21 protein-coding genes are annotated in these 23832 nt (G+C 35.7%); 9 read left to right on the top strand and 12 right to left on the bottom strand.

The features are described from left to right. From CLO1100_RS15985 to CLO1100_RS16015, 7 genes are all read right to left on the bottom strand, one after another. A complete protein-coding gene (locus tag CLO1100_RS15985; protein ID WP_014314809.1) occupies nt 1-681 on the bottom strand; it encodes an HAD family hydrolase in 681 nt (226 codons plus the stop codon). 54 nt (nt 682-735) lie between these two features. Further along, entirely contained in the window at nt 736-1596 is an 861-nt protein-coding gene (locus tag CLO1100_RS15990; protein WP_014314810.1) for a glucosamine-6-phosphate deaminase, read from the bottom strand. Between the two features lie 280 nt (nt 1597-1876). Further along, a complete protein-coding gene (gene aroB, locus CLO1100_RS15995) occupies nt 1877-2956 on the bottom strand; it encodes a 3-dehydroquinate synthase (protein ID WP_014314811.1) in 1080 nt (359 codons plus the stop codon). 27 nt (nt 2957-2983) lie between these two features. Continuing rightward, complete coding sequence (locus CLO1100_RS16000) at nt 2984-4138, bottom strand: DegT/DnrJ/EryC1/StrS family aminotransferase (RefSeq protein WP_014314812.1); 1155 nt, start codon at nt 4136-4138, stop codon at nt 2984-2986. Nucleotides 4139-4170: 32 nt separating this feature from the next. Next, entirely contained in the window at nt 4171-5376 is a 1206-nt protein-coding gene (locus tag CLO1100_RS16005) for a DegT/DnrJ/EryC1/StrS family aminotransferase (RefSeq protein WP_014314813.1), read from the bottom strand. 365 nt (nt 5377-5741) lie between these two features. After that, on the bottom strand, nt 5742-6101 hold the full coding sequence (locus tag CLO1100_RS16010) for a DUF2200 domain-containing protein (protein ID WP_014314814.1): 360 nt from the start codon (nt 6099-6101) through the stop codon (nt 5742-5744). Nucleotides 6102-6240: 139 nt separating this feature from the next. Next, nucleotides 6241-6858, bottom strand: a complete 618-nt coding sequence (locus tag CLO1100_RS16015; protein WP_014314815.1) for a lactate utilization protein — start codon at nt 6856-6858, stop codon at nt 6241-6243. A 458-nt stretch (nt 6859-7316) separates the two neighbouring features. Between CLO1100_RS16015 and CLO1100_RS16020 the strand changes: the two genes are divergently transcribed. Then, nucleotides 7317-7970, top strand: coding sequence for a GPP34 family phosphoprotein (locus CLO1100_RS16020; protein WP_014314816.1), 654 nt, complete (start codon nt 7317-7319; stop codon nt 7968-7970). A 15-nt stretch (nt 7971-7985) separates the two neighbouring features. Then, entirely contained in the window at nt 7986-8240 is a 255-nt protein-coding gene (locus CLO1100_RS16025; RefSeq protein WP_187288893.1) for a helix-turn-helix domain-containing protein, read from the top strand. A 422-nt stretch (nt 8241-8662) separates the two neighbouring features. Here CLO1100_RS16025 and CLO1100_RS16030 read toward each other — a convergent pair whose 3' ends face one another. From CLO1100_RS16030 to CLO1100_RS16040, 3 genes are all read right to left on the bottom strand, one after another. Further along, nucleotides 8663-10465 (bottom strand): hypothetical protein, encoded by a 1803-nt coding sequence (locus CLO1100_RS16030; RefSeq protein ID WP_014314818.1) that lies wholly within the window; start codon nt 10463-10465, stop codon nt 8663-8665. A gap of 217 nt (nt 10466-10682) precedes the next feature. Continuing rightward, nucleotides 10683-12338, bottom strand: a complete 1656-nt coding sequence (locus CLO1100_RS16035; protein ID WP_014314819.1) for a glycoside hydrolase family 11 protein — start codon at nt 12336-12338, stop codon at nt 10683-10685. Between the two features lie 517 nt (nt 12339-12855). Continuing rightward, on the bottom strand, nt 12856-13941 hold the full coding sequence (locus tag CLO1100_RS16040) for a glycoside hydrolase family 11 protein (RefSeq protein WP_014314820.1): 1086 nt from the start codon (nt 13939-13941) through the stop codon (nt 12856-12858). Nucleotides 13942-14426: 485 nt separating this feature from the next. Here CLO1100_RS16040 and CLO1100_RS16045 point away from each other — a divergent pair, with 485 nt between their 5' ends. Both CLO1100_RS16045 and CLO1100_RS16050 read left to right on the top strand, forming a co-directional pair. After that, entirely contained in the window at nt 14427-15830 is a 1404-nt protein-coding gene (locus tag CLO1100_RS16045; RefSeq protein WP_014314821.1) for a radical SAM protein, read from the top strand. Between the two features lie 5 nt (nt 15831-15835). Beyond that, nucleotides 15836-16021 carry a hypothetical protein gene (locus CLO1100_RS16050; protein WP_014314822.1) on the top strand — a complete coding sequence of 62 codons (186 nt, stop codon included), beginning with the start codon at nt 15836-15838 and terminating at the stop codon, nt 16019-16021. A 163-nt stretch (nt 16022-16184) separates the two neighbouring features. On the opposite strand, the gene CLO1100_RS16055 is transcribed toward CLO1100_RS16050, so the two are convergent. Beyond that, nucleotides 16185-17390, bottom strand: a complete 1206-nt coding sequence (locus tag CLO1100_RS16055; RefSeq protein WP_014314823.1) for a hypothetical protein — start codon at nt 17388-17390, stop codon at nt 16185-16187. Nucleotides 17391-17431: 41 nt separating this feature from the next. Further along, nucleotides 17432-18805 (bottom strand): radical SAM protein, encoded by a 1374-nt coding sequence (locus CLO1100_RS16060; protein WP_014314824.1) that lies wholly within the window; start codon nt 18803-18805, stop codon nt 17432-17434. A 672-nt stretch (nt 18806-19477) separates the two neighbouring features. On the opposite strand from CLO1100_RS16060, the gene CLO1100_RS16065 reads away from it, so the two are divergent. The 5 genes from CLO1100_RS16065 to CLO1100_RS16085 all read left to right on the top strand — a co-directional run bounded on the left by CLO1100_RS16065 (nt 19478) and on the right by CLO1100_RS16085 (nt 23725). Further along, complete coding sequence (locus tag CLO1100_RS16065) at nt 19478-19870, top strand: hypothetical protein (RefSeq protein ID WP_014314826.1); 393 nt, start codon at nt 19478-19480, stop codon at nt 19868-19870. A 46-nt stretch (nt 19871-19916) separates the two neighbouring features. Beyond that, nucleotides 19917-20309: a hypothetical protein gene (locus tag CLO1100_RS16070; RefSeq protein WP_014314827.1), complete on the top strand. Its 393-nt coding sequence runs from the start codon at nt 19917-19919 to the stop codon at nt 20307-20309. A 32-nt stretch (nt 20310-20341) separates the two neighbouring features. Further along, complete coding sequence (locus CLO1100_RS16075) at nt 20342-21403, top strand: hypothetical protein (RefSeq protein ID WP_014314828.1); 1062 nt, start codon at nt 20342-20344, stop codon at nt 21401-21403. 16 nt (nt 21404-21419) lie between these two features. Next, the gene (locus CLO1100_RS16080) at nt 21420-22526 is read left to right on the top strand and encodes an HBL/NHE enterotoxin family protein (RefSeq protein WP_014314829.1); all 1107 of its coding nucleotides are present in this window, start codon (nt 21420-21422) and stop codon (nt 22524-22526) included. Between the two features lie 122 nt (nt 22527-22648). Further along, nucleotides 22649-23725 (top strand): hypothetical protein, encoded by a 1077-nt coding sequence (locus CLO1100_RS16085; protein ID WP_041700480.1) that lies wholly within the window; start codon nt 22649-22651, stop codon nt 23723-23725. Nucleotides 23726-23832 lie beyond the last annotated feature (107 nt).

The following is a 23832-nucleotide window of genomic DNA, read 5'->3' on the forward strand; positions in this document are numbered from 1 at the left end:
TCATTTCCTTTTATTTTTATATATGTTGAATTGAGATATTATATCTATTAAGGTTTTAAAATCTGGAAGATATAAGTTTGCATTCAATTTTTTATTATTAAATGACCAAAAAGGAACTCCCGCATTATTTGCCGCCTCTTGATCGGAAAGAGAATCACCTATGAATACAGCTTCGTCATTCCTTAATTTCCATCTTCTTAATATAAGAAGCAGTCCTTCAGGATCAGGCTTTGGTTTTACTTCTTCCGTGGTAATTATCGGTTCAAAATAGTTATCCAGCTTATAATGCTCAATTATTACAGATAAGTTCGAACCACGGTTCGATAGCACGCTCAAATAGTACCCGCTGTTCTTCAAATATAAAAGCATTTCCAACATATTTCCTGCCGGTTTCATGTGTGAAATAAACTCATCATAACGAACCTTTTCCATGGCATGTCTTAACTGATGAGTTGAAGCCTCCGGCGCCACATTTTTAAGTATGTCCTCCAGGGTAAGTGCAAAAAGATAATCATTTTTCGGATCATCTAAAGGCAAAGGATTTATATTTAGTTGTACGAGATGCTCATTTATGTATAACAAACTTGCAAGCTGTGAGTCAAACAAGACACCATCGCAATCAAAAATAAATCCTTTAACCTTTTGTAAGGTATCCATTAATACATTGTCTAATTCAATCATATGTCCTCTTTTCTATAAATATAATTACTTATAAGATACCCTAACCTTCAATGACTATATTTCAGATGCTGCAGCTTCATCCACATAAAAATAAACATTTCCGTGTTTTTGTAGTAATGAAGCCGGAAATTCCCTGTTTGGAATACAATTTACTGCTTTGCTAACAACGGAAGCTTTATCTTTTCCGAATGCCAACAGCGCTATTTCATTGGCATTCATAATAGTCTGTATTCCCATTGTAATAGAATATTTAGGAGTTTTTTCAACTGAACCCCAATCAACACTTTTTTGTTTTAATGTGGCATCCGATAATTTAACGAACCTGGTTGGAGATGCTTCAGATGATCCCGGCTCATTAAATGCAATATGACCATTGGGACCAATTCCCAATAATTGGATATCTAAGCCTCCACTATAATTTATCTCCTTTTCATAATTATCGCAATACTGCTGAACTAAAATCCTTGAAAATCCTGACCCTTTAGGTATAAAAACATAATTAGGGTTAATGTTTACATGTTTATAAAGGTTATTATACATTTCGCTGTGATGTGACCTAGGATCTGATTCGTGAACAGGCCAGAATTCATCCAGATTGAAAAGCTTAGTGTCTCTAAAATCCAAGCCTTCTTCCTTATGCATTCTTACCAATTCTTTGTACACCATAAGAGGGGACTTTCCAGTAGCCAATCCAATGTTTGCTGTTTGATTCAAACCATCAGTTTTTTTTCTGTTCATTAATCCCGCGATCTTTTTTGCTACATCCTTTGTTGCTTCCAAATTACTCTTATAAACCAAGATATTAATATTGTTCTTGGTTATTTTTTTTACACAATCCAATGTTGCTTCTAAGTCATTGTTGTAACCGTTTTTCTCAATACTATTCTCAACTAATTTCTCTGCCAAATTTGACATATAATCACCTCTTTTTCAAATTTTATCCATTTACACCATTATAATACAAATAGTTACCATAATAGTCAACTAAACTATTTACCAAAAATTTACATATTTTCTATGGTTTTTTTATGTATGGTTAATATAGACTGATTGAAATCCATATGCAATAAAGTAAGCAAGCTTTGTACTTTTATACATTACCCCTGATGATTTCTACTTGTTATAGCCTCTTCCTTTCACAAAAAAAAGAATGTGAATCTATCAAATTCACATTCCCCGTTACTACAAACTTAAATTACCATTTCTGATTTTTCAGTTTTTCAAAAACATCCGTTATGAGTGAAAAATCTTTTATTTCATGTTTGACAACTTCTCCGATTTGAATTGGCAGCACAAAATTAATATTTCCACAGTTCACCTTTTTATCATGCAATAGAAAATAATAAACTCTTTCTTGGTCACAATCCTGTATATTATTCAATGCACCTATTCGGTTTAGAATATTTCTTATTCTTATTGTTAAAGAATCTCTACATAAACCAAGCTTTTCCGAAATATAACATGCTCCCATAATACCTATAGCAACGCACTCACCATGTTTATATTTATAATCCATGGCACTCTCAATAGCATGACCGAATGTATGTCCAAAATTTAAAATTGCACGTTCACCCAAATCCTTCTCATCCCGTTCAATTACGCTTTTCTTGATATCACAGTTCCATGCAATCAGTACTTCCATAATATCAGGTTCAAGATTTAGAATCTTATCCAGATTGTCTTCTATACAGCGGAATAACTCTACATCCTTAATTATTGCATGAACCAGTATTTCCACCATTGCGTTCTTCACTTCTTCTTTTGGTAACGTTTTAAGTACTTTGTAATTTGAATATACAAGAGATGGCTGATAAAATGATCCTATTATATTTTTTGTTTGGTTCAGATTTACAGCCGTTTTTCCGCCGATACTGCTGTCTACCTGTGCCAGCAAAGAGGTTGGAACATGAATTAACTGTATGCCTCTCATATAAGTGGCCGCTGCAAATCCTGCAAGATCACCAATAACTCCGCCTCCAAAACTCATAACTACATCTTGTCTGCACATTTTATGTTCAATAAAAAAATTATATAGTCTCTGTGCCATATCTAAGGATTTACTTTTTTCACCCGGCTCAACAGAATAAACAAACACTTCTTTAAAATGTTTGTTTACAGCTTCCTTGAGCTCAACTATGTGCAGCGCTTCCACATTTCCGTCTGCAACAATTACACATTTATTCTTATTATGAGCATACTTCGAAATTAATGAAAAATCTTCTGTTATAACAATGGGATAAGAATGTTCATTTAAATTAACTTTTAATTCTTTCATAATAATATTAGCCCTGATTCTATAAATTTATGAATTAAAATTACGAATTACTTCTAAAATATCATTTATCAGTGCTTCGTCTCCCAAAAGTATATTATGATTAAGGCAGACAACCTCATCGCTAATACGCTGAGAATTAGCACAAGCTCCATCCATTCTCCATGCATCTACAGGCAGTGTTTTAAATACAGGAAGCTTATGGATACATTCATAGGAGCGGTTTACTGGTATTCCGGCATTCTTTAAATATTCTACAAATTCTGCTCTGGATGCTCCACCAAAGGTGTTTTTATCATAATAAAACATTACCATATAATGCGGATGAACCGTCATAGCTTCATCTGTTTTTTGCAAAACAATTCCGGGAATATCTTTTAAGCCTTCTGCTAAATATTTATAATTCTTTTCTCTCAATTTGATTTGCTCAGAGAGTCTTGAAAGCTGTACTCTTAATATTGCCCCTTGTACTTCCGACAATCTTGCATTGCCACCTATCAATACATGCTGATAGGTTGTATCTCCCTCAGCTCTTCCACAATTGGCTTCAAGCAGCACATGTTCAAGCAGCTTTTCATCATTACTTAGTATGATACCACCCTCTCCGGCAGTAATCAGTTTAGCATTTTGAAAACTAAAGGTACTCATTGTACCAAAGGAACCTGCACTTTTTTCTTTCCTCATTGCGCCATGTGCATGGGCAGAATCCTCTATTACAAAAAGATTATACTTTTTTGCAACTTCATTAATTGCATCCATATCCGCTATTTGCCCTGCCATATGTACCGGAATTACAGCCTTTGTTTTATTGGTTACTGCCTTTTCTATTTTTTCCGGGTCGATACAAAAAGTATCTTCTTTTACATCTACCAATACCGGGATGGCTCTTACTGCCAGTACTGCAGACACTGTAGAATAAAAGGTAAATTCCGGAACAATTACTTCATCACCTTCGCCAATGCCTAATGATTTTAAGGCAATTTCCAAAGCAACCGTACCATTGGCAACTGTAAAACCGCCTTTACAGCCGTGGTATTGTGCAAATTCTTTTTCAAATAATTTTACCTGTGTTCCTGTATTACGCCACCAGCTACCCGATGATAAAACTTCCTTTACTGCTTCTTCTTCCATTTTATCTGCAAATGGCCACTTCGGTATATTCGTTATTTTTTTACTTGCTTGCATAAATACCTCCAAATTGGTTAAGTTAACTTACATTATTTATTAAATTCATTTTGTATTTTCTTCACTGCGCCTACAATTTCCTTTAGGTCCTCTTCATCTCCCTCCAATGTACGGTGATGAAGCCATACCATGTTTTCTCCGGCCTTATTTGCATTAGTTAAGTCATGTTCTTTCTTTTTGTCATAATTAACATTTCTTCCATTAAAATCATTTTCAGCAAAAAACTTCGTGTTTGATAAAACAGGAAAACAAACACATGCCGGGATCCCTTCAGCCTTCAGATATTCAACAAACTCTTCTCTGGGCAATCCTGAAAAAAATGATTTGTCATAGTAAAACATGTACATATAATGGGTAAATATTGTAGCATCTGCCTCTCTCCCCTGTGGCTTAATGCCTTTTACATCTGCAAATAGTTTGTCCAGCTCTGTTGCATGCTTTTCACGCAGCCGATTCAAACCGTTAACACGCTCCATCTGCGCCAAAAGGAGTGCCGCCTGGAATTCATTCATTCTATAATTTGCACCACGTATTACATGTTCATAAATTACGTCATTTTTTGGCCTTCCAACATCCTGAATTACGTACGCCTTTTCATAAATATCTTTATTATTTGTAACCATTGCTCCGCCTTCACCACAGGTCATCAATTTTCCGTTTTGAAAGCTGAATATTCCAATATCGCCAAAGGAACCGAGTCTCTTATTTTTCCATTCCCCTCCATGGCCATGGGCAGCATCTTCAATTACTATGATGCCGTTTTTCTTTGCTATTTCACAAATCTGCTCCATACGACACCCATGTCCTGCCATGTGTACCGGAATTACTGCTTTTGTTCTAGGTGTAATTGCCTGTTCAAACTTTTCAGGAAGCATGCATAATGTATCCGGGTCTATATCAGCCAATACAGGAGTTGCGTTACAGTTAGTAACTGCCAGACCAGTTGAAATAAACGTCATTCCGGGTACAATAACTTCATCACCTTCACCAATTCCGAATACTGAAAGTGCCAGCTCAATTGCACTTGTACCATTGATAACTCCAAGACAATAAGAACAGCCTTGAAATTCAGCAAATTTCTTTTCAAATTCCTTAACCTTACTTCCTGATACCCTCCACCAGTTTTGGCTTTTTACTACATCAGTAACAAGGTTTATTTCACGTTCATCGTAAATGGGCCAGTTTGGAAATGGCTTTTGTTTAAATGGAGTTCCTCCATCTCTCGCTAGTACCTTCATTATCACTTTTCCCTACTTTCTAATCAAATAAATATAAATTCGTTATAATTCAACAATATATATGTTTTCTATCTCAAGCCACTATTTTCCTGCAAACTGAACATAAACTCCCAAATTTTGTTCAAAATTGTTTTTTATAACTAGGTGTTTAAATATTGCAAAAATTTACTCCATATCTCAATTTCACTATCAAATAAAGCATACCTTGATTTTGTATAGCCCAGGGATTTTTCCCATGAGTGAATTTATTGTTACTTCCATATTTATATATTAACTATTAAGAAGAGAGTAGAAAAATGGAACTATGAGTGCTAAATGGTTTATACATTTAACACTCATAGTTCCATATCACATAAGAACTTAAATTATTTTATACTCTTACGAAGTATTTTATCCATAGATTTTCCCTTTGCCAATTCATCAATCAGCTTATCCAAATATCGAATTTCCTGCATCGTCGGCTCCTTTATATCTTCTACCCTAACACCACAAACAACTCCTTTTATTAGAGTTCGTGAAGGGTTTAGGAGGGGAGCATCTTTAAAGAATGTCTCAAAACCTGTTTGTTTATTTAGTTGTTCCTCAAACTCAGCCTGAGTATATCCCGTCAACCATCGAATAATTTCATCAACTTCTGATTTAGTACGTCCTTTTTTCTCCGCCTTTGCTATATAGAGGGGATATACACTTGCTACGCTCATTGAATAGATTTTATTATTTGACATTGCAGTTCCTCCTGATATTAATGTTAAAATCCTCTACTTGTTTATTATATACTTATCCACGTGTAGGTATAAACTGAATTTATTGGGACAACAAATCACAGAATTTATTGAGGACCATCTGGTGCTTTTTCCATGGGGGTTAATATCCCAATTTTTCATTAACAATAATAACTCTAATCCTATCCTTTATAAATTGTCCGGTAATTAAAACGAAATCATTGCAAATCCGTTCTTTATGTTTACAATCAATGCAGCGCATCAAGGAAGTACATGGAGTATTTTTTCTTAACCGCTTTGCATCCATCGGAGCCGCTATCTGGCGAGTTCTTTTTATTGCAGAATCTACATCACTTGTGATCTTATTGATTCCAATTACAATAATAACCTGATTCGGGCCATAAAGCATAGGCGCTACCCGACTACCGTTTCCATCAATATTGAATATTTCTCCATTCATTGTGACTGCATTTGCACCTGATATAAAAAAGTCTGCCGAAAAGTTGTCCAAATAAATTTTTCTTTTTTGCTCTTTTGAAAGTCCGGGGACGAATTTATCATAGAAACGATAATCGCTGTTTCTTAACCATTGAAATATGCCGGTTTCTTCTAAAGTGACCGAATCTCCGCATCCAATAGTGGAACCAACAGGAATTAATTTTTTTAAAAGAACCAGCAATTCTTCACGATTATTTACAAAGGTGCCTGCTATATTATTTCTATTGAGATTTTGTATTAACGTGCTTATCTCTTGGTCCATATGAACTCCTCTATCAGATTTTCATTAAAATGTTTTTGCACAACAAAAAATTAAAATCTGGCGTACCAGATTTAGAAAGTATATGTTGAAAGGACTAGTTCATACTCTTTTACATTGCTACTTTCACTATCTCTACCACATTATACTATGATATGTAAAGCAGGACAAGGTAAGGCTTATTACAGTATACACTACAGACGAAAAGTAGGCATTCTCAACTATGACGATATTGACAAAAGATTAATAAATGCTATACTTAAATTATAAGTAGTAAGTAGTAAGTAATAAGTAATAAGTTGTGAGCATTGACAAAGTTCAATAGCTATGTACATTTAGATGTCAAGGACCAAAGAAAAAATTCCAGTTGATTTATGGATAAACGATATATCCGTTAGGGGTTTTAAACTGGAAATTAATTAATCAAACCTCAAAAAAATATTATACGAGGAGAAAACGCAATGAAAAATTTATCCTTTACCCAAGAGTTTTTTCTATGTGCTCTGAAACCACAAGGCAGTACTACATTAACGAACTCAACCGAAAGTTCAACTTGTCTTCTGGCTGGTGGTCTTCTGGAATTACTGATGGACGGTTATATCTCCATCGACGATAAAAAGAAAATGTTTGTCAATAAGGATTTATCATCTGACAAAATGTATTTGACACCTATATACGAATTAATCAAAAACAACAAACCTATGAAAGTCGAAACAATCGCTGAGAAATACGCTTTTGATTTTACGCTGCCAAATGAACTGTTCCAATCAGTTGGCTACTCCATTGTTGCGGATGGGTATGTCGTTGAAGAAAGTAATCAAGGATTATTCAAAAATAAAGTTCGCTTTTTACCAAATGAAAGTGAAGTAACAAAAGTTGTGGAAAAACTGCGGGCGGAATTTTTAGAAGAAGGCAATGTTTCTGATGAAGCAATAGTCTTAGGAGCGTTGCTAAATAAAAGTGGGTTAATAAAAAAGTATTTTTCAAAATACGAGATGCAAAAGCTAAATGACCGTTTAAAAGAAATCAAACAGAGCGAAGCTGGAGCATTAATCAAGCAGATGGTGGATTATATTGATACATGGATTGCAATAATAATCACATCCATAGTCTAAAGTGGGGTGAGTTGATTGTCAAGGCAAAGACCCATGGAAGTGATAGAAAATGCCGAATATGTTACAATTGGGGAATTGGTTCGTTTAACTGGTGTTCGGTACAGTACACTGAAATTTTACACAGAGGAAGATATGCTTCATTTTGAACAGGCTGAGGAGAACCTGACAAGACGATATAAAAGAGCCGAAACTTTGGAGAGAATCCTTTTGATAAAAAAACTAAAGGAGAATGGATTATCAATTCCCCAAATAAAAGAAGAAATAGAATGAACATAATTTTACTGTTAGAAAGCGGCTTCGGTCGCACTTTTTTTATCCGGAATTAAGATTGTATTTTCCAATACCGATAGAATTAATAAAAAAGGCATTAAGCAGTTTTTAGCTTAACACCTATCTATAATTGTAATTTTATCCTTACTGAAATATAAAAGTATCCATTTTTACTATGTAATAACGTCCCTCTCCCTACTAATCTGTGAGTTATTTTCAAAGGAATGTATGATGTCCGTCAGCAATCTGGTATCACCGCTGCGGTGGTATTGCCCAAATCGCTGCTAAACAGGGGATAAAATACTTGACTAACTTTATGACGTTTTGGAAAAACAATATATTGGGTGTAATAGCTAAAAGACTAGTTTTCTGTATATGTATATAGATTTTGTTGTATTTTTACCAGAACCGAAACCGTTACCCTATCTTACCCAAATACCTCTGCCATTAGTTCCGGCAAAGATATTAGAACCACTTATACAAAAAGAATATACATCAATACTTTCTAATCCTGAATTCTCCGTTTTCCATTTCATTCCATTGTTAGTGGAAACAAAAACCTCACCACCATAAGTTCCGGCAAAGACTGTTTTATCGCTTGCTGCCAGGGTATCAATTTTGGGGTTTGTCAGACCTGAATTAACAGAGTGCCAGCTTGTACCGTTGTCGGTAGAAAGAAAAACACCATCTTCAGGAGTTCCGGCGTAGATATTTGTGCCGCTCGTAGCAAGAGAAAATATTTGAGTGTTTGTCAAACCCGAATTGACCTCTTTCCAGCTTGCTCCGTTGTCATTGGAAAGAAAAACACCGTTACCAAAAGTTCCAACAAAGATATTTTTACCGCTTACGGCAAGAGAACCAACATTAGGGTTTGGAAGACCAGAATTAACCGGACTCCAGCTTGTACCGTTGTCGGTAGAAAGAAAAACACCACCACCCAAAGTTCCGGCAAAGATATTCGTACCACTTACGGCAAGAGAGTAGACATATTTGTTTGTCAAACCAGAATTGACTTCTCTCCAGCTTGTACCATTGTTTGTTGAGAGAAAAACGCCCCCTCCGTTAGTTCCGGCAAAGATATTCGTACCACTGACGGCAAGAGAGAAAACATAAGGGTTAGTCAAACCTGAATTGATTTCGCTCCAACTTTTGCCATCGTTATAGGAGAAAAATACACCTGCACCATTAGTTCCGGCAAAAATGGACGTACCACTCTTGATGATAGAACCGACATGGGTATTTGTCAGACCAGAATTAACTCCTCTCCAGCTTGTACCATTATCAGTGGAAAGAAATACTCCTCCACCATTTGTTCCGGCGAAGATATTCTTATCATCGGCGGCAAGAGAGAATACATATTTGTTTGTCAAGCCAGAGGTCACTGCATTCCAGCTTATGCCGTTATTATTAGAAAGAAAAATACCTTCATCGGTACCGGCAAAGATATTCGTACCACTGCAGACAAGAGAGTAAATATGGTTATTTGTCAAACCGGAGTTAACCGCATTCCAGCTTGTGCCATTATTGGTGGAAGCAAAAACACCTCCGCCATAAGTTCCGGCAAAAATTGTTGTTCCACTCACAGTGATGGAATTGATTTGTTTGGTTGTCAGACCTGAATTAACCGGACTCCAGCTTTCACCGTTGTTGGTGGAAAGAAATATACCACCATCCTCAGTTCCGGCAAAGATATTCGTGCCACTTATAGCCAATGAATTAACACTAAGGAATGTCAAACCAGAATTGATTGCCTTCCAATTTGAGCCATTGTCTGTGGAAAGAAAAACTCCGCTGCTGGTTCCTGCAAAAATATTTGTACCACTGGTAGCAAGAGAAAGAACAATAGTATTTTTCAAGTCTGAATCGTCCAAATTCCAGCTTACGCCGTTGTTGTTTGAGATATAAACACCGCCGTTGGTTCCTGCAATGATATTTGTACCGCTAATAGCCAATGAATATACATTTTTACTTGTTAATCCAGAATTGACATCGTTCCAGCTTGTGCCACTATCGGTTGAGTGAAAAACACCATTTCCTTCGGTCCCGACAAATATATCCTTACCCTCGATTGCAAAACAATGGATGTAACCACCGTATGGTCCGTTGGTTTGTACCCATGGTTCAGATGATGCCTTTTGGGGAATAAATAATATTATAGACACAATCAATAACAGAGCCACGAGTACTAGAAAAGACTTAAGTAAGGTTCGGTTAATCTTCTTCATGTTTTTCTTCTCCTCCTTATTTATAATCAACTATTTTGTACCTATTCGTGCGTATATCAAATTCATTACCTTCTAATAATGCCAAAAGTTGTTATTAGACACAAGTTTTTTTGTTAAAGAAACGGACTGCTACAAAAATCATTGCTTAAACAAAATAGACTTAGTCAATACAAAAGCCGCCCGTAAAAACAGGCGACTTTTGAGACTATACCGGTTTTTAATATTGTGCGAAACCAAGGCCGCGGTTTTTCAGATTCTGAATGATAGTAGGAATAGCTGCGTTAGTTGTTGAGTATCCATCATGCATCAATGCATTACCATTAGCATTCAGGTTGTTGCATGCGTTCACGATAGATTGTGTGCTTGCTCCGTTCCAGTCCTGAGTGTCAACGTTAGGTGATACTACTGTCAAACCCAGTGCTGAACAAGCCTGTTGAATAGTGGAGTTGCTCTCAAGATAAGGCAATCTGATCTTTGTAGGAGCAGGTTTTCCAGCGCTCACAATAGCTTGATTACATTGCTGTAAGTCATTATAAACCTGTTGGTAGCTCCAGCTGGTCATATGAGAGTGAGTCCAGCTATGATTTTGCAGACTGAATCCTGAATTTGTATAAGCACTCCAGCCAGTTGAATTACTGCTTATTCTGTTACCCCATACAAATAAGGTTGCTTTGCTGGCTCCTGCACTTTTTAATGCATTTATAAGAGTAGCTGAGTTGCTGTTATTTGGGCCATCATCAAAGCAAAGATAAACATTACCGTTAGTTCCACCTGTATTTCCACCTGTATTTCCGCCTGTTGAGCCTGAACCTCCAACTGTCAAAGTACCAACGTTAGCTGTACCACTAGTACATATGATATATAGATTGTGATTTCCGCTTACACTGCTTAGGTTACAACTTTGGTTTGTATAAGTATCCCAACCGCCTGTTGAGGAGAAATTTAGTGTACCAATTTGTGTTCCATTGTAACTGTCTATAACTACTTTGTAGCTACCGCTTTGTGCAGATGCAAGATTGAAGTTTAATAATGTTGCACCTGAAAGATTAACATTATCGAATTCTATCCAATCGCCTACTTTCCAACCACCTACGGCACCTGTCCATGAGTTCAGGCTGCTGCTGCGATTGTTGCACTGCCATGAATTGAGATTAATACCGCTAGTACTTCCACCAGTGTTTCCACCAGTATTTCCACCTGTGCTGCTGCCTTCGCTTACTGTTATGTTGGAGCTTCCACTGCTCTGGTAGCCTTCAGTTTCAACTATTTGGTAATCGTGACTACCCATTGTCCATCCTTTGCTCTTCCAAGCATTAAAGTGGTTTGCAGTAGTTACGCTTCCGCTAGATCTCTTTGAAGTACGTACACTCCAGTATTGATAGAAAGTTGCAGTACCAATAATTGAAGGTTGGTTAACTCTTTGTGTACGATATAAGTTATATGTGCCTCCATCAGAATTAATAGTTCCAACAGATGTTCCTCCTGGAGGAGTCCAAGAACCGTAGTTTTCAACTATGTAATATTCTACAAGAGGATCTTTTGTCCATCCGTAAACGGCTAAATATCCATTGTTGCCGCCATTAAAAGTACCTGAAAAGTTAATTACTCTTTCTGTTCCTGTTCTCCAGCCTTTACCTGCAGTAAAATTACCGCAATTGCTCCAACTAGTACTGTAGCTGCCATTACCGTTTAAAGTCATGGAAGCATAACCACCACCATCTGTCCAAAATGAATAGTAGAAGTCACCATCATAGCCAGTTGAATTTGAGGTGATGGTTTGTCCTGCAAAAGCTGTAGTTGGGATTAATAGTGATGCTATCATCACTGCAGCTATTGCGAGTTTTTTGAACTTGCCTTTTGCTTTGTTTAACATTTTTACCTCTCCTTTAAATTATTTATTAACAAAAGCAGACACTCTATAAAAATATCTGCATTGTTTCGAATATATTATGTTTCCCACCATTAACAAGCTTGTAAAATTTTGTACTAATCTAGTAAAATATTGCATTTTTATTATATTTTACTTTGTTAAAATATACAATATATTTCAATAATTTCTCCTAAATTTGTACATATTCACTAGATGCATTAATCTTTTTTGTAATATTTTGCACTTGTGTTGTAAAATATTGTATTTTATGAATATCTATGGATTTTTTATCTCGGATTATTTTTGCAAGAAATTCGCCATATATTTTTAATTACAACAAGTGCGAAGCTGTGACTATCGAATATTAAACTCCGGTTTCACTGAACTGCAAACTAGGATCTCGAAGCTAAAACAAACATAGTCAATACAAAAGCCGCCTTAAAATCAGGCGACTTTTGAGACTATCTCAGTTTTTAATATTGCATGAAACCAAGGCCTTTTCAGATTCTAAATGATAGCCTTAACCTCCAAGTGTCAAAGTACCAACGTTAGCTGTACCGCTAGTACATATGATATACAGAGTGTGACTTCCGCTTACACTGCTTAGATTACAACTTTGATTTGTATAAGTATCCCAACCGCCTGTTGAGGTGAAATTCAGTGTACCAATTTGTGTTCCGTAGTAATTGTCAATAACTACTTTGTAGCTACCGCTTTGTGCAGATGCAAGATTGAAGTTTAAGTAAGTCTTACCTGAAAGATCAACGTTGTTGAATTGTATCCAATCGCCTACTTTCCAGCCACCTACGGCACCTGTCCATGAGTTCAGGCTGCTGCTGCGGTTGTTGCACTGCCATGAATTGAGATTAATACTGCCAGTACTTCCGCCATTATCTCCGCCGCCTGTATTTCCACCATTATCTCCGCCGCCTGTGCTGCTGCCTTCACTTACTGTTATGTTGGAGCTTCCGCTGCTCTGGTAGCCTTCAGTTTCAACTATCTGGTAATCGTGACTACCCATTGTCCATCCTTTGCTCTTCCAAGCATTAAAATGGTTTGCGGTAGTTACGCTTCCGCTAGATCTCTTTGAAGTACGTACACTCCAGTATTGATAGAAAGTTGCAGTACCAATAATTGAAGGTTGGTTAACTCTTTGTGTACGATATAAGTTATATGTGCCTCCGTCAGAATTAATAGTTCCAACAGATTGTCCTCCTGGAGGAGTCCAAGAACCATAGTTTTCAACTATGTAATATTCTACAAGAGGATTCTTTGTCCATCCGTAAACGGCTAAATATCCATTGTTGCCGCCATTAAAAGTACCTGAAAAGTTAATTACTCTTTCTGCTCCTGTTCTCCAGCCTTTACCTGCAGTAAAATTACCGCAATTGCTCCAACTAGTACTGTAGCTACCATTACCGTTTATAGTCATGGAAGCATAACCACCACCATCTGTCCAAAATGAATAGTAGAAGTCACCATCATAGCCAGTTGAATTTGAGGTGATGGTTTGTCCTGCAAAAGCTGTAGTTGGGATTAATAGTGATGCTATCATCACTGCAGCTATTGCGAGTTTTTTGAACTTGCCTTTTGCTTTGTTTAACATTTTTTTACCTCTCCTTTAAATTATTTATTAACAAAGCAGACACTCTAATAAAAAATATCTGCATTGTTTCGAATGTATTATGTTTCCCATCATTAACAACCTTGTAAAATTTTGTGCTAACATAGTAAAATATTGTATTTTTATTATATTTTACTATGTAAAAATATACAATATATTTCTACAATTTGCCAAATATTTGTGCATATTTACTAGATGTGTTTAACTTTTTTATAAAAAATTGCACTTGCGTTGTAAATAATTGTACTTTATGCATATGGTTGTAAAATATTGTACACACATATATATATCAATTGGAATGGGTTCCAAGAATTCTTGTTTACTGTAATAAATATCACAACATTACTGCTGTCTCTGTATTAGTTTGAATAAACAAAATGTAAGCTGGAATAATATATGATGTTTATATGTGGAAATACATACATTTGTATACTTGAGAAGTATACGAGGAAGGAATTTAAATAATCATGGCAACTCCGGAAACTATCAGTATCTCTTTGACATCACAGGGGGAGTACTATACCTTATCCAACCGTTGGGTTGTGAGGTATGATGGCAATCTTAGACACCCATATACAGCTTACAGTATAGATAGAGGAACCAAATATGAAATAAACGAAATATCATTTTTAATACTAAAAATTCTTGAGAGTAATTGCCTGACTATTGAGTGTTTAAGCGATTACTTGCGGAGTAAGGGACTTAGCCTCAAAAATGAAGAAACAGCTAACTTGATTCACAGCTTAATAGAAGGTGATATTATAGTAAAGTCAGAGAATCAACTTCGTATAGACAGTGCTCGTTACTGTGGTATTCCATTAAAGCATAGTGTTCCGGTTACCCAGACACCTTTTGAGGCTGAGATTCATCTGACTAGGCGTTGTAATCTACCATGCCTTCACTGTGCATATAATGCCGGGCAGATCTTGCAGGGAGAAATTGATACAGATTTATGGCTGAAAATATTTGATGAACTGGAATTTCTAAATACTTATCATATAATAATATCCGGTGGAGAACCCCTTCTGTACCCCGGTGCGAAAGACTTATTACGGCACTTGACTTCCAAGAGAATGAGGATAGAGCTATTAACCAATGGTACATTGATGAATAATGATATTGCAGTATACCTCTCCAATCCTAATTTCTCGACCACCGTTTCATTAGATGGAGCAGATAAAGAAACCCATGACTTACTTAGGGGAAGTGGAAGTTTCAATAACGTAATTAAGGGGATTAAAATGCTATCTGAGGCAAAAGCTCTATTCCACATATCTACAACGCTACATAAGAGGAATATGCAGCAGATGAAAGAAATTGTTGAAAAGGCGATTGAGCTGGGGGCAGTGTCTATTAGTTTTTTATTCCTTGATCCAGTGGGAAGGGCAAAGCACCAGAGAGATCTGTTATTAAACTCCCAAGACACTAAAAATATTCTTTCTACGGTCCAGTCCCTTCAAGAAGCATATAGGAATGAAATAAATATAAATTATCTCGACCCATCAAAACCTGAATATAAGGATATCGAAGTAGAAAGAAATTCCAAAGTTTTTTGCAATGCCGGAACTACAAGAATGGCTATAAGGTCAGACGGTATTATTTTTCCGTGTGTTTACGGGTTTCATGATAATAAATATGCTATAGGTTCTACAAAAACTCAATCCATTCAAGAGATTTGGCAGCAGGATAACTGGCTTCTCTTTAGAGGGGGAATTGAATTGCAGCAACTGCATAAATGTCGGGATTGTAGTTTTTTAGGATCTTGTACTCTGAAAATATGTCGGCTAAGGTCTTATTATAATACAGGAGATTTTTTTGGAGTTCCATCGGGCTGTTACAAGAATGAGATAAGTGAGGGTGAAAGGAGGTGATAAGTGTGTCTGATATAAGTATGAATGATATATTAACAGTTAAAGCTTCTCCAGAAATTGAAGCAGTATTAGCCAAGTATATAGCTAAATTATCTAAGGAAGCTCCTGAGGCAAGTGAAGCGTTGGATATTGATCCAGAATCTCATGTTGCATCAGCATTTGGATTGATAGCATGTTGTAATTCTTTATAAAAAAGTATTATCTGTTCCAAAAAAGGAACTCTATCAATCAAAAATGTGATAGAGTTCCTTTTTTGTTAAGATTAAAAGATTTATAGAGTCAAATTCAAATTTTATGTAAACCTACATAATCGATGCTAGAATTAATATCAATTATGGAACAAAAGGGTGCCTTTTATTTTGTACCATAAGGTGTACATTCCTTCGCACCATTAAAAAGAATACAGAATTGGATATTATCGGTGGTAAACTCCTCAAGAAATTCACTTTTGTTCATTAATGTATTTGTAAACGGAGTATTCTTCCCAATCAACCTTACTAAATTTGCTTCAGTTATAAAAAACTCTGAAAATAATTCTTTTAACAGAATATGAAGATTTATATTACCAGTTTTGTATTTACCTGAACCATCGTGGAGGGGAATCATAGTTTTGCAATTATTATAAAGGTAATTAATACTCAGAACTTTATTATTAACAGGTGATGTCACATTGTTATTTAACCTACTGGCAAATGATTCAACAATATTATAGGGGTTAGATACGTGTGCACAGCCAAATTGTCCAAAATAATTACTGCATGGTCTTTCATTATATATATCAATAAAATTATCATATAATGCTTTTTCCCGGATTTCCTTTGATTTTTCCATGTTCATTTTTCTTTTAATTATTGTAATCAAGTTTTTGGTTATCATGTAAAAATCAAAATAATCTTCTTTTAAGTACTCTTTATATATATCCCTATGTATCTTAATACTTTGCATGTAAGTAATCCAAAAGGTATACTGGTCAAATTCAAGTTGTTGTGAATTCAAAAAGATATTATATACTTTTTTCAATCCTTCAATTACGTATTGTATCTCAAAAGGTATAACCTTATTTCGTGGCAGAATTGAATATATATATTCTACAGATTTATGGAAATCGCTAATACTATCTATGCCTATAACTTCAATTTTTTTATCCTCAGGTAAAGTTTGGTTAAAAGTATATATATCTTTCCATGCTTTGTAGCCTTCCTGACTGCCGATATAATATCCACTATATGATTTATAAATGGAATCCAGAATATTTTCGTCTCCTGTTTTTAAATATCTGTTAAGCATGATTGAATCTATGTAACCTGTTTCTATTAGATAATACTTTACATTTGCATTTCTTACAAAGTATTTCAGCAATTTTACTTTCATCTTCTCATTAATAGAAACTCCGTGATTCTCGCCTGCCAGGAACACTTTGCAACTCTTTAAAATGTCATCAAACAGGTTCAAATCCTCTCGTTCATCATCAACACTAATAGCTACACTATTTTCACATATATACTGCCTAAACAAAAGCTTATCTTCTTCAAATAGTGAAAATTGATTTTTTTCGCCCATAATTATATTCCTCTTCCAGAGTCTGTTTACATTCCCCATACCTATTTAGTTTTACTTTTAAATAATATTTTTTTCTCCTCAGGTGTCAGCCTTAAATATATTCCAATGACTTCTTTTTTTACTTTTCTGGTAAATTTGCAAAATGGCTCGTAAGGTAGATTAACATCTCCTGTTGAAGATAAATTATTGTGCGAACATCCTGAAACACATAAATTTCGGACCCAGCACGATGCACACTTTTCATAGTTATCTATATTTATCTTGCTAACAAACTCTTCCTGTCCATCATCGTTTTCATAAATACTCCCAACCTTAAAATCCTTATTTGATACAAACCTCTGGCAAGGAAATAGATTACCATGTATATCTACTGCATATAAATTTCTACCAACTCCACAGGATACTCTTCTTTTCATTGCACTGTTTATCTGGTTAATTTCCTGCATGAATGATTTGTTTTCCAAAACCTTATCAAATTCCCTATTCTTGATGAACTTTTCAAAGTACAGGTATAATTCCCTATATGCATCAGCAAGCAGATCATACTCCCCATCTGATAGTAAATTGAAGGCCGGTGATAATGTAACCCCTTTAAACCCTATAGATTTTAGATAGTTATAAGTAGATACCAGATCCATATTCTTTCCCGTAACGGTTGCCCTTGCATCCAGCAGTCCCAAATTTCGCAAGTATTCGGTATTTTTAATTACGTTATGGTGAGAGCCCGTCTTATCAGAATAGTATCTATTTGTATCATGAGTTGCCCTATCGCCGTCAATACTTATTTGTAATCTAATACTATTTTCTACAATATATTTTGAAATTTCTTCATTTATCTTTGTTCCGTTTGTAGTCATACTAAATGCAATTCTCTTTTGGGTCTCCCTCTCTTTTTCACGACAGTAAGATACAATCTCCTTAATTAATGTGAAATTAAGCAATGGCTCTCCTCCAAAAAAGCAGACTGATACTTTATCCTGATGGGTCTTGGTAAGTAAAAAATCAACTGCTTTTTTTGCCGTTTGAATATCCATTATACCGTTGTCATTATAGCTACCATCTTCTCCATAACAATATGAACACCTCAGATTGCATGCTTGTGTGACTAAAAGTGTAAGCGTACTTATATCATTTGTAAGTTTAGGAGATGGCTCACCTTTAGGCAGAACACCTGATGTTATAAAGTTGTACTTACTCATTTTTTCTAATATACCGTCTAATTCATCTCTGGAAAATACATCAGAAATATTTTCACAAATTTCATTATAACTCCTGCCCGACTGTTGTAATAATCGAAGGGTTTTGTCATCAACGTGGAATACCTTTCCGTCATCTATTGTATATATGTAATTTTTATTATTTTCGCAAAACTCCATATATTCCTTAAAATTAATTTTGTCTTGAGGTTTATACACCTTTACCATCCCCTCCAGTATGTTAATAAATGGCCTTCTATTTAAACAGAAGGCCATTTGTATGTAGCTATTTTATTTACCGTTTATTGTTCCCAGTCTCCTGAGCCGCCGTCGCAAAATATGCATTTGAAAATGGAATCAATCAAGAAACAATTATCTGATTCCAACATCTGTTCTTCATTCTCTAATTCGAACATACTTTATCCTCCTTTCTTGATTTTAAGCGCACTTTTAATCTTCTTGTCGACATTTTCATTATTACATAATTTATGCATATTGTAAATATTGTTACATTATTGTCACTTATTTCAAACCATTTTTATCAGTTGTTATGATTTATATTATTTTAAATTTAAGCGGTGCTGATTATCTAATTTGAGGATAATATGTTAAAGCTTCACTACTTAAAGGCTTTGAATGTGGTGTGTCCAGTGAAGCTGGAGCACACTTGCCGGTGCATAACAGTAATGCTGTGTGCTGAACGGAAGGACATCGGAAAGCCATGTGCTACGACATGGTTGCTCCCATTAGGCCTATTTTGAGAAAATCAGAAATTTTGACTGAAAACAACTTTTAAGCTGTTATTTTTACATTTTATATACACTTCATACAATATATGGTACAATATGCTAAAAAATATAATAATTAGTACTATGTGTAAAAGGGTGTATTATGAAAAAAATTGAGATTCTAATTATTGTTGATGCAAATGGAGCACTATCGACTAACAGCCTTCAATCTAATGTTTATATGGTAGATACAAACAAATGGCTTGGTTCTTGGAATGAATCAACGTGTAATCTTCATACCGTATGTGAGGATCAACAGCTTATTTGTTGGCGAGTGGTTGCTATATCAGAAAGCAGTTTGGTGAGTATTGAGAATTTCAGTGGACAGTTGACTAATCAGAACATATGTACACCTCAGAAAAGCGGCAGTGATGAGTGTACATATTGGGAAGGCAGAGTAGAGACTAAAGGCGCCAGCGGGCGCTTTGCATATTCGGTTAATTTGAATGTGGACGGAAAGAATTTTTCTTTAGCTTCATACGTGGATGTACAGTAAAAATTCTAATAATAGACGAACTTTAATAAAAAAGGAGGAATTTATTTTGAAAAAGGTTGAAGTTTTGGTAGTAGTAGATGCAGCGGCAGCTCTAGCCAGTAATAATCTTCAGGATAATGTGTATTTGGTTGATACCAATAAGTATTGGGGATCCGGAAATGAAGGACAGGCTGAATTAAAGACTGCATGTAGTGACGGGCAATTTATATGCTGGCGTGTAAGTGCAATATCACAGGATAATGAGGTTAGCATTCAAGGATTTACTGGGCAGATGATTAATGAAAAAGTATGTACTCCTCAATCTCAAGGTATTTCAGGGGATATTTACTGGGAAGGAAGAGTAGAGTCTCAAGGAAGTACGGGTGAAAAGCAATACTCAATGAATTTGGTTATTGATGGAAAGGTTATGACGTTTGATCCTTTCATCGAAATTAAATAGATTTATTTCGACATAAGGAGAGAATATAGCACATGTTAAGTCCTAATGTTAATGATACTTTAGATATGCTGGTAGAGGTATATAATGATATATTGGAAATTTCCAGTTATGGCATAAGCTGCAATAGTTTAGTAATAGGTCACGTGTCTGAAGATCCGGAATGGCTTATAGCTGCACGTGACAGAACATTGAAATTGCGAGCCGTAATGAATAAATTTATTCAAAAAAAACCTGATATTCTTAGCAATATTCTTGAGCCTTTTATTAATTACCAAACGCTATTCAAAGCCTTTGTGGATGGGAGCAAAGATATAAACACCAAAGAGCAATGGTTGGAGTTTTTAGCTCTTTTGTGTGACTCACTGTCAGCTGCAATTCAAAAAACAGATGCTGCAAATTCACAATTTACAGAAGCTTATGATGATATAAATAACTACCAGTTTCTTTTAGAGGAAAGCATTAATGAGGGCTGGGAGGAACTTGCTTCAGAGGAGCAAAAAATTGTTAAGTTTGCAGAGGCTCTAGGTAAGCTCGAAGAATCAGTTCAAAATCTTGGAGTAAATCTGACAGCAAGTGACATAAGATCTGGTCAATCTTATATTCAGAGTATGGCTACTATGGCTTACGGTATTATAGTGGGTAATATGACAGCTGTGCCGTATTTATCTTTTGTGAGCGTTATATTTACTTTAGGAAAAAGCTTTTACGATGTCATAAATACATCAGATGAAATACAGAATCAATTGGGAGAAATAGTTAATCTGCAAAACAGCATATCAGAAACTGCTCAAGCAGCAGCTATAACTAAATCCGTAATCCAAGTATTAGATAATATGGTAAAATCCTTCCTCAAGATAAGCAAATCGTTGCCAAAGCTTTCACTTATGTGGAATGGTGAGCTAACTAAAGTAAAAAATGCTATAGATGCGGTACATAGTGGATCAGATCCTAAGCTACTATTTGATTTACAGACTATCGGTATATCAGAAGCTTCATGGGAAACTATTGTAGGTTTTGTGGATAGAATTAGAAAACCTGTGCAAACAGGAGATGCTGTAACAATAAATAGTGCAGATCAAACAATAACAAAATAAAAAGGAGATGCTTATTATGACAGTTAGTAATGAAACAAATTTAACAGACAGACAGCAAAAAACTCAATCATCTTTTTTGGCAATCAACCTTATTACTGCTCAGTGTCATGCAATTTTGAACACCCAGTTTACACCGCCTGAACATAAGCCGACTTGGTTTGATGACCTGAAATCAAAATTGGACGATGCAAAAGTGGTTGCCAAGGAATGGATTGATGATATTGCACCGGAAGTATCGGCTTCCATTCCTGCTCAAGTTATTGATTACGGGGCTACTTTTAATGCGTGTGTAGATACGATCCATGACCTTTATTCAAAAAATCCAACCGCAAGTGGAGCAGATGATCCTACAGTTTTAGAAGCAAAAACGATCATGCAAGCTTTAGCTGCAGAAGTGGATACGAGGCATAAAAACATAGAATCTATGGAGGACAAACTCAAACAGTGGGGAGATAAGATGCAGGTTGCACATGATAACCTGCAAAGCGGAGCATCGAATATACAAAAAACAATAATCGATCTTGAAACTGATATTAAAAAGATGAATACGAGCATACAAGCAAATGAAGCGGCTATTGAAGAATTAAATAAACAGTTGGTTTATGCCGAAGTAGCTGTAGCTGTTGGCATATTCATGTTGGTTGCAGGTGTTGCCTTGACGGTTGCTACCGCCGGCACTGCGGCTGTTGTATCAGGAGGCATTGCAGTATTAGGTGCGGCAGCTATTATCGGTGGAGCTGTTACTTGGGGAGTACTCCAGAATAAGATTGATAATGATTATTCAGCAATTGCTGATGAGCAAAAAGAAAAGAGTGATGATCATCAACAAATTGTCGCATTACAGGGACTTTCTTCGGCAAGTACAGCAACAATTAGTGCAATTCAAATGTCAACGAGCACACTGTCTGATTTTAAAACAACTTGGAAATTGTTTGGTGATGAATTACAGGCTGTCATAGACAAATTAAACAATGGTGCTGCAATGTCTTCTATTATTATGGAAAAAGTCATGACCGATGCAGCTAAAAATGAGTGGGATGATGCTGTTGAACTTGCTAAAGAACTTGCTAGTGCAAAGGTTACAGTTGAAGTCAACAGTTTACCTATGAATTCAGCAGCATAATTGCATGGCATTTCAGTAACTTAGATATAAGTTGAGGCTAATGGATGATTGTTATGATCGACCCGTTAAGCCTCAACTTATATATTTGTTTAAAACAATTTAAAGGAGTATATTGGAATATTATGGGAAACACGATCACAGAAATTGGTTCGAGCGAAGAACTAGGTAATCAATTAACAACCTCAATAAATGCAATGTTACTTCTTAATTCATCTTGTCAGGCAATCATAGAAACCTATATTGAACAATCGGATTATGCCAATGATTGGTGTATTAAGGTTAGTTCCAAGCTGAATGAAGCACAGAAACTTGTTAGGGAGTGGCGTCTGAGTGGAAATCTTTATTTTAATCAGGATATATTATCACAGATTGTTAGTTGCTCGCAGTCAATAACAGGCTCAAGGGAACAAATCGAAGGTTTGTTTAAGCAATTATCTTATAAGTATGACGCAGCCCTAAAAGATGAGATAGTTAATAATATGAATAACCTGACCCCGGCTATAAATGTTCTGGAAACGAGCATTAGCAATTATTCTTCACAGATTAGGGCATGGAACGATAAAATGGAGAATGTTCATGAAGATCTAAACACCATTATAGGAGAAATTCAAGCCCAAGAAGTAAAAATACAGGATGAAATACAACTTATTAACCAACAGATTAGTTCCATGCAACAGGAAATAATTGCAGATAGAGAAGCTATTTCCAAGGCTAAGGCTGAGGAAACAAAGGGGATATGCGAAACTATCTTTGGAATTATGTTGGCTCCTATTACAGGAGGTGCGTCGCTTATACTTGCCGGCATAGGTGTGAGCAGTATTGCAGAAGCAAAAGAAAAAATATCCGGGCTTACAGACACGATAAACAAGTATAAAAACAGTATATCTACACACCAGAACCAACTTGCCGAGGATCAAAAACAAATCACATCTCTAAAATTAATATTGATGAGTGTTGGAATAGCAGCAAATGATTGTGTGTATATTGCTACTTCACTGGATACAGTACAAATTACTATTACTACCTTAAAACAAGAAATTAATGATGTTATTTTAAAAATATCAAAAGCAATCTCCGCAGATGAGGTAATAATGGGGAAAGTGTGGTATGAAGCTTTCTGCAATGAATGGGCAAGTATTCTTGAGGTAGCTCAAACACTAGCAAGCTCAGCTCCGAATATACAACATATTACGGTATGACTTACCATACTGAATTAGTCCAGCTAGTGAACGTAAGGACCTTTGTCTAGTAAGAGGGGGTATCTTCCACCTTCCCTTTATTTTGGAATATAAAAACACGACTAAAC

The sequence above is a fragment of the Clostridium sp. BNL1100 genome (genome assembly GCF_000244875.1).
In the GTDB taxonomy this organism is placed as follows: domain Bacteria; phylum Bacillota; class Clostridia; order Acetivibrionales; family DSM-1351; genus Ruminiclostridium.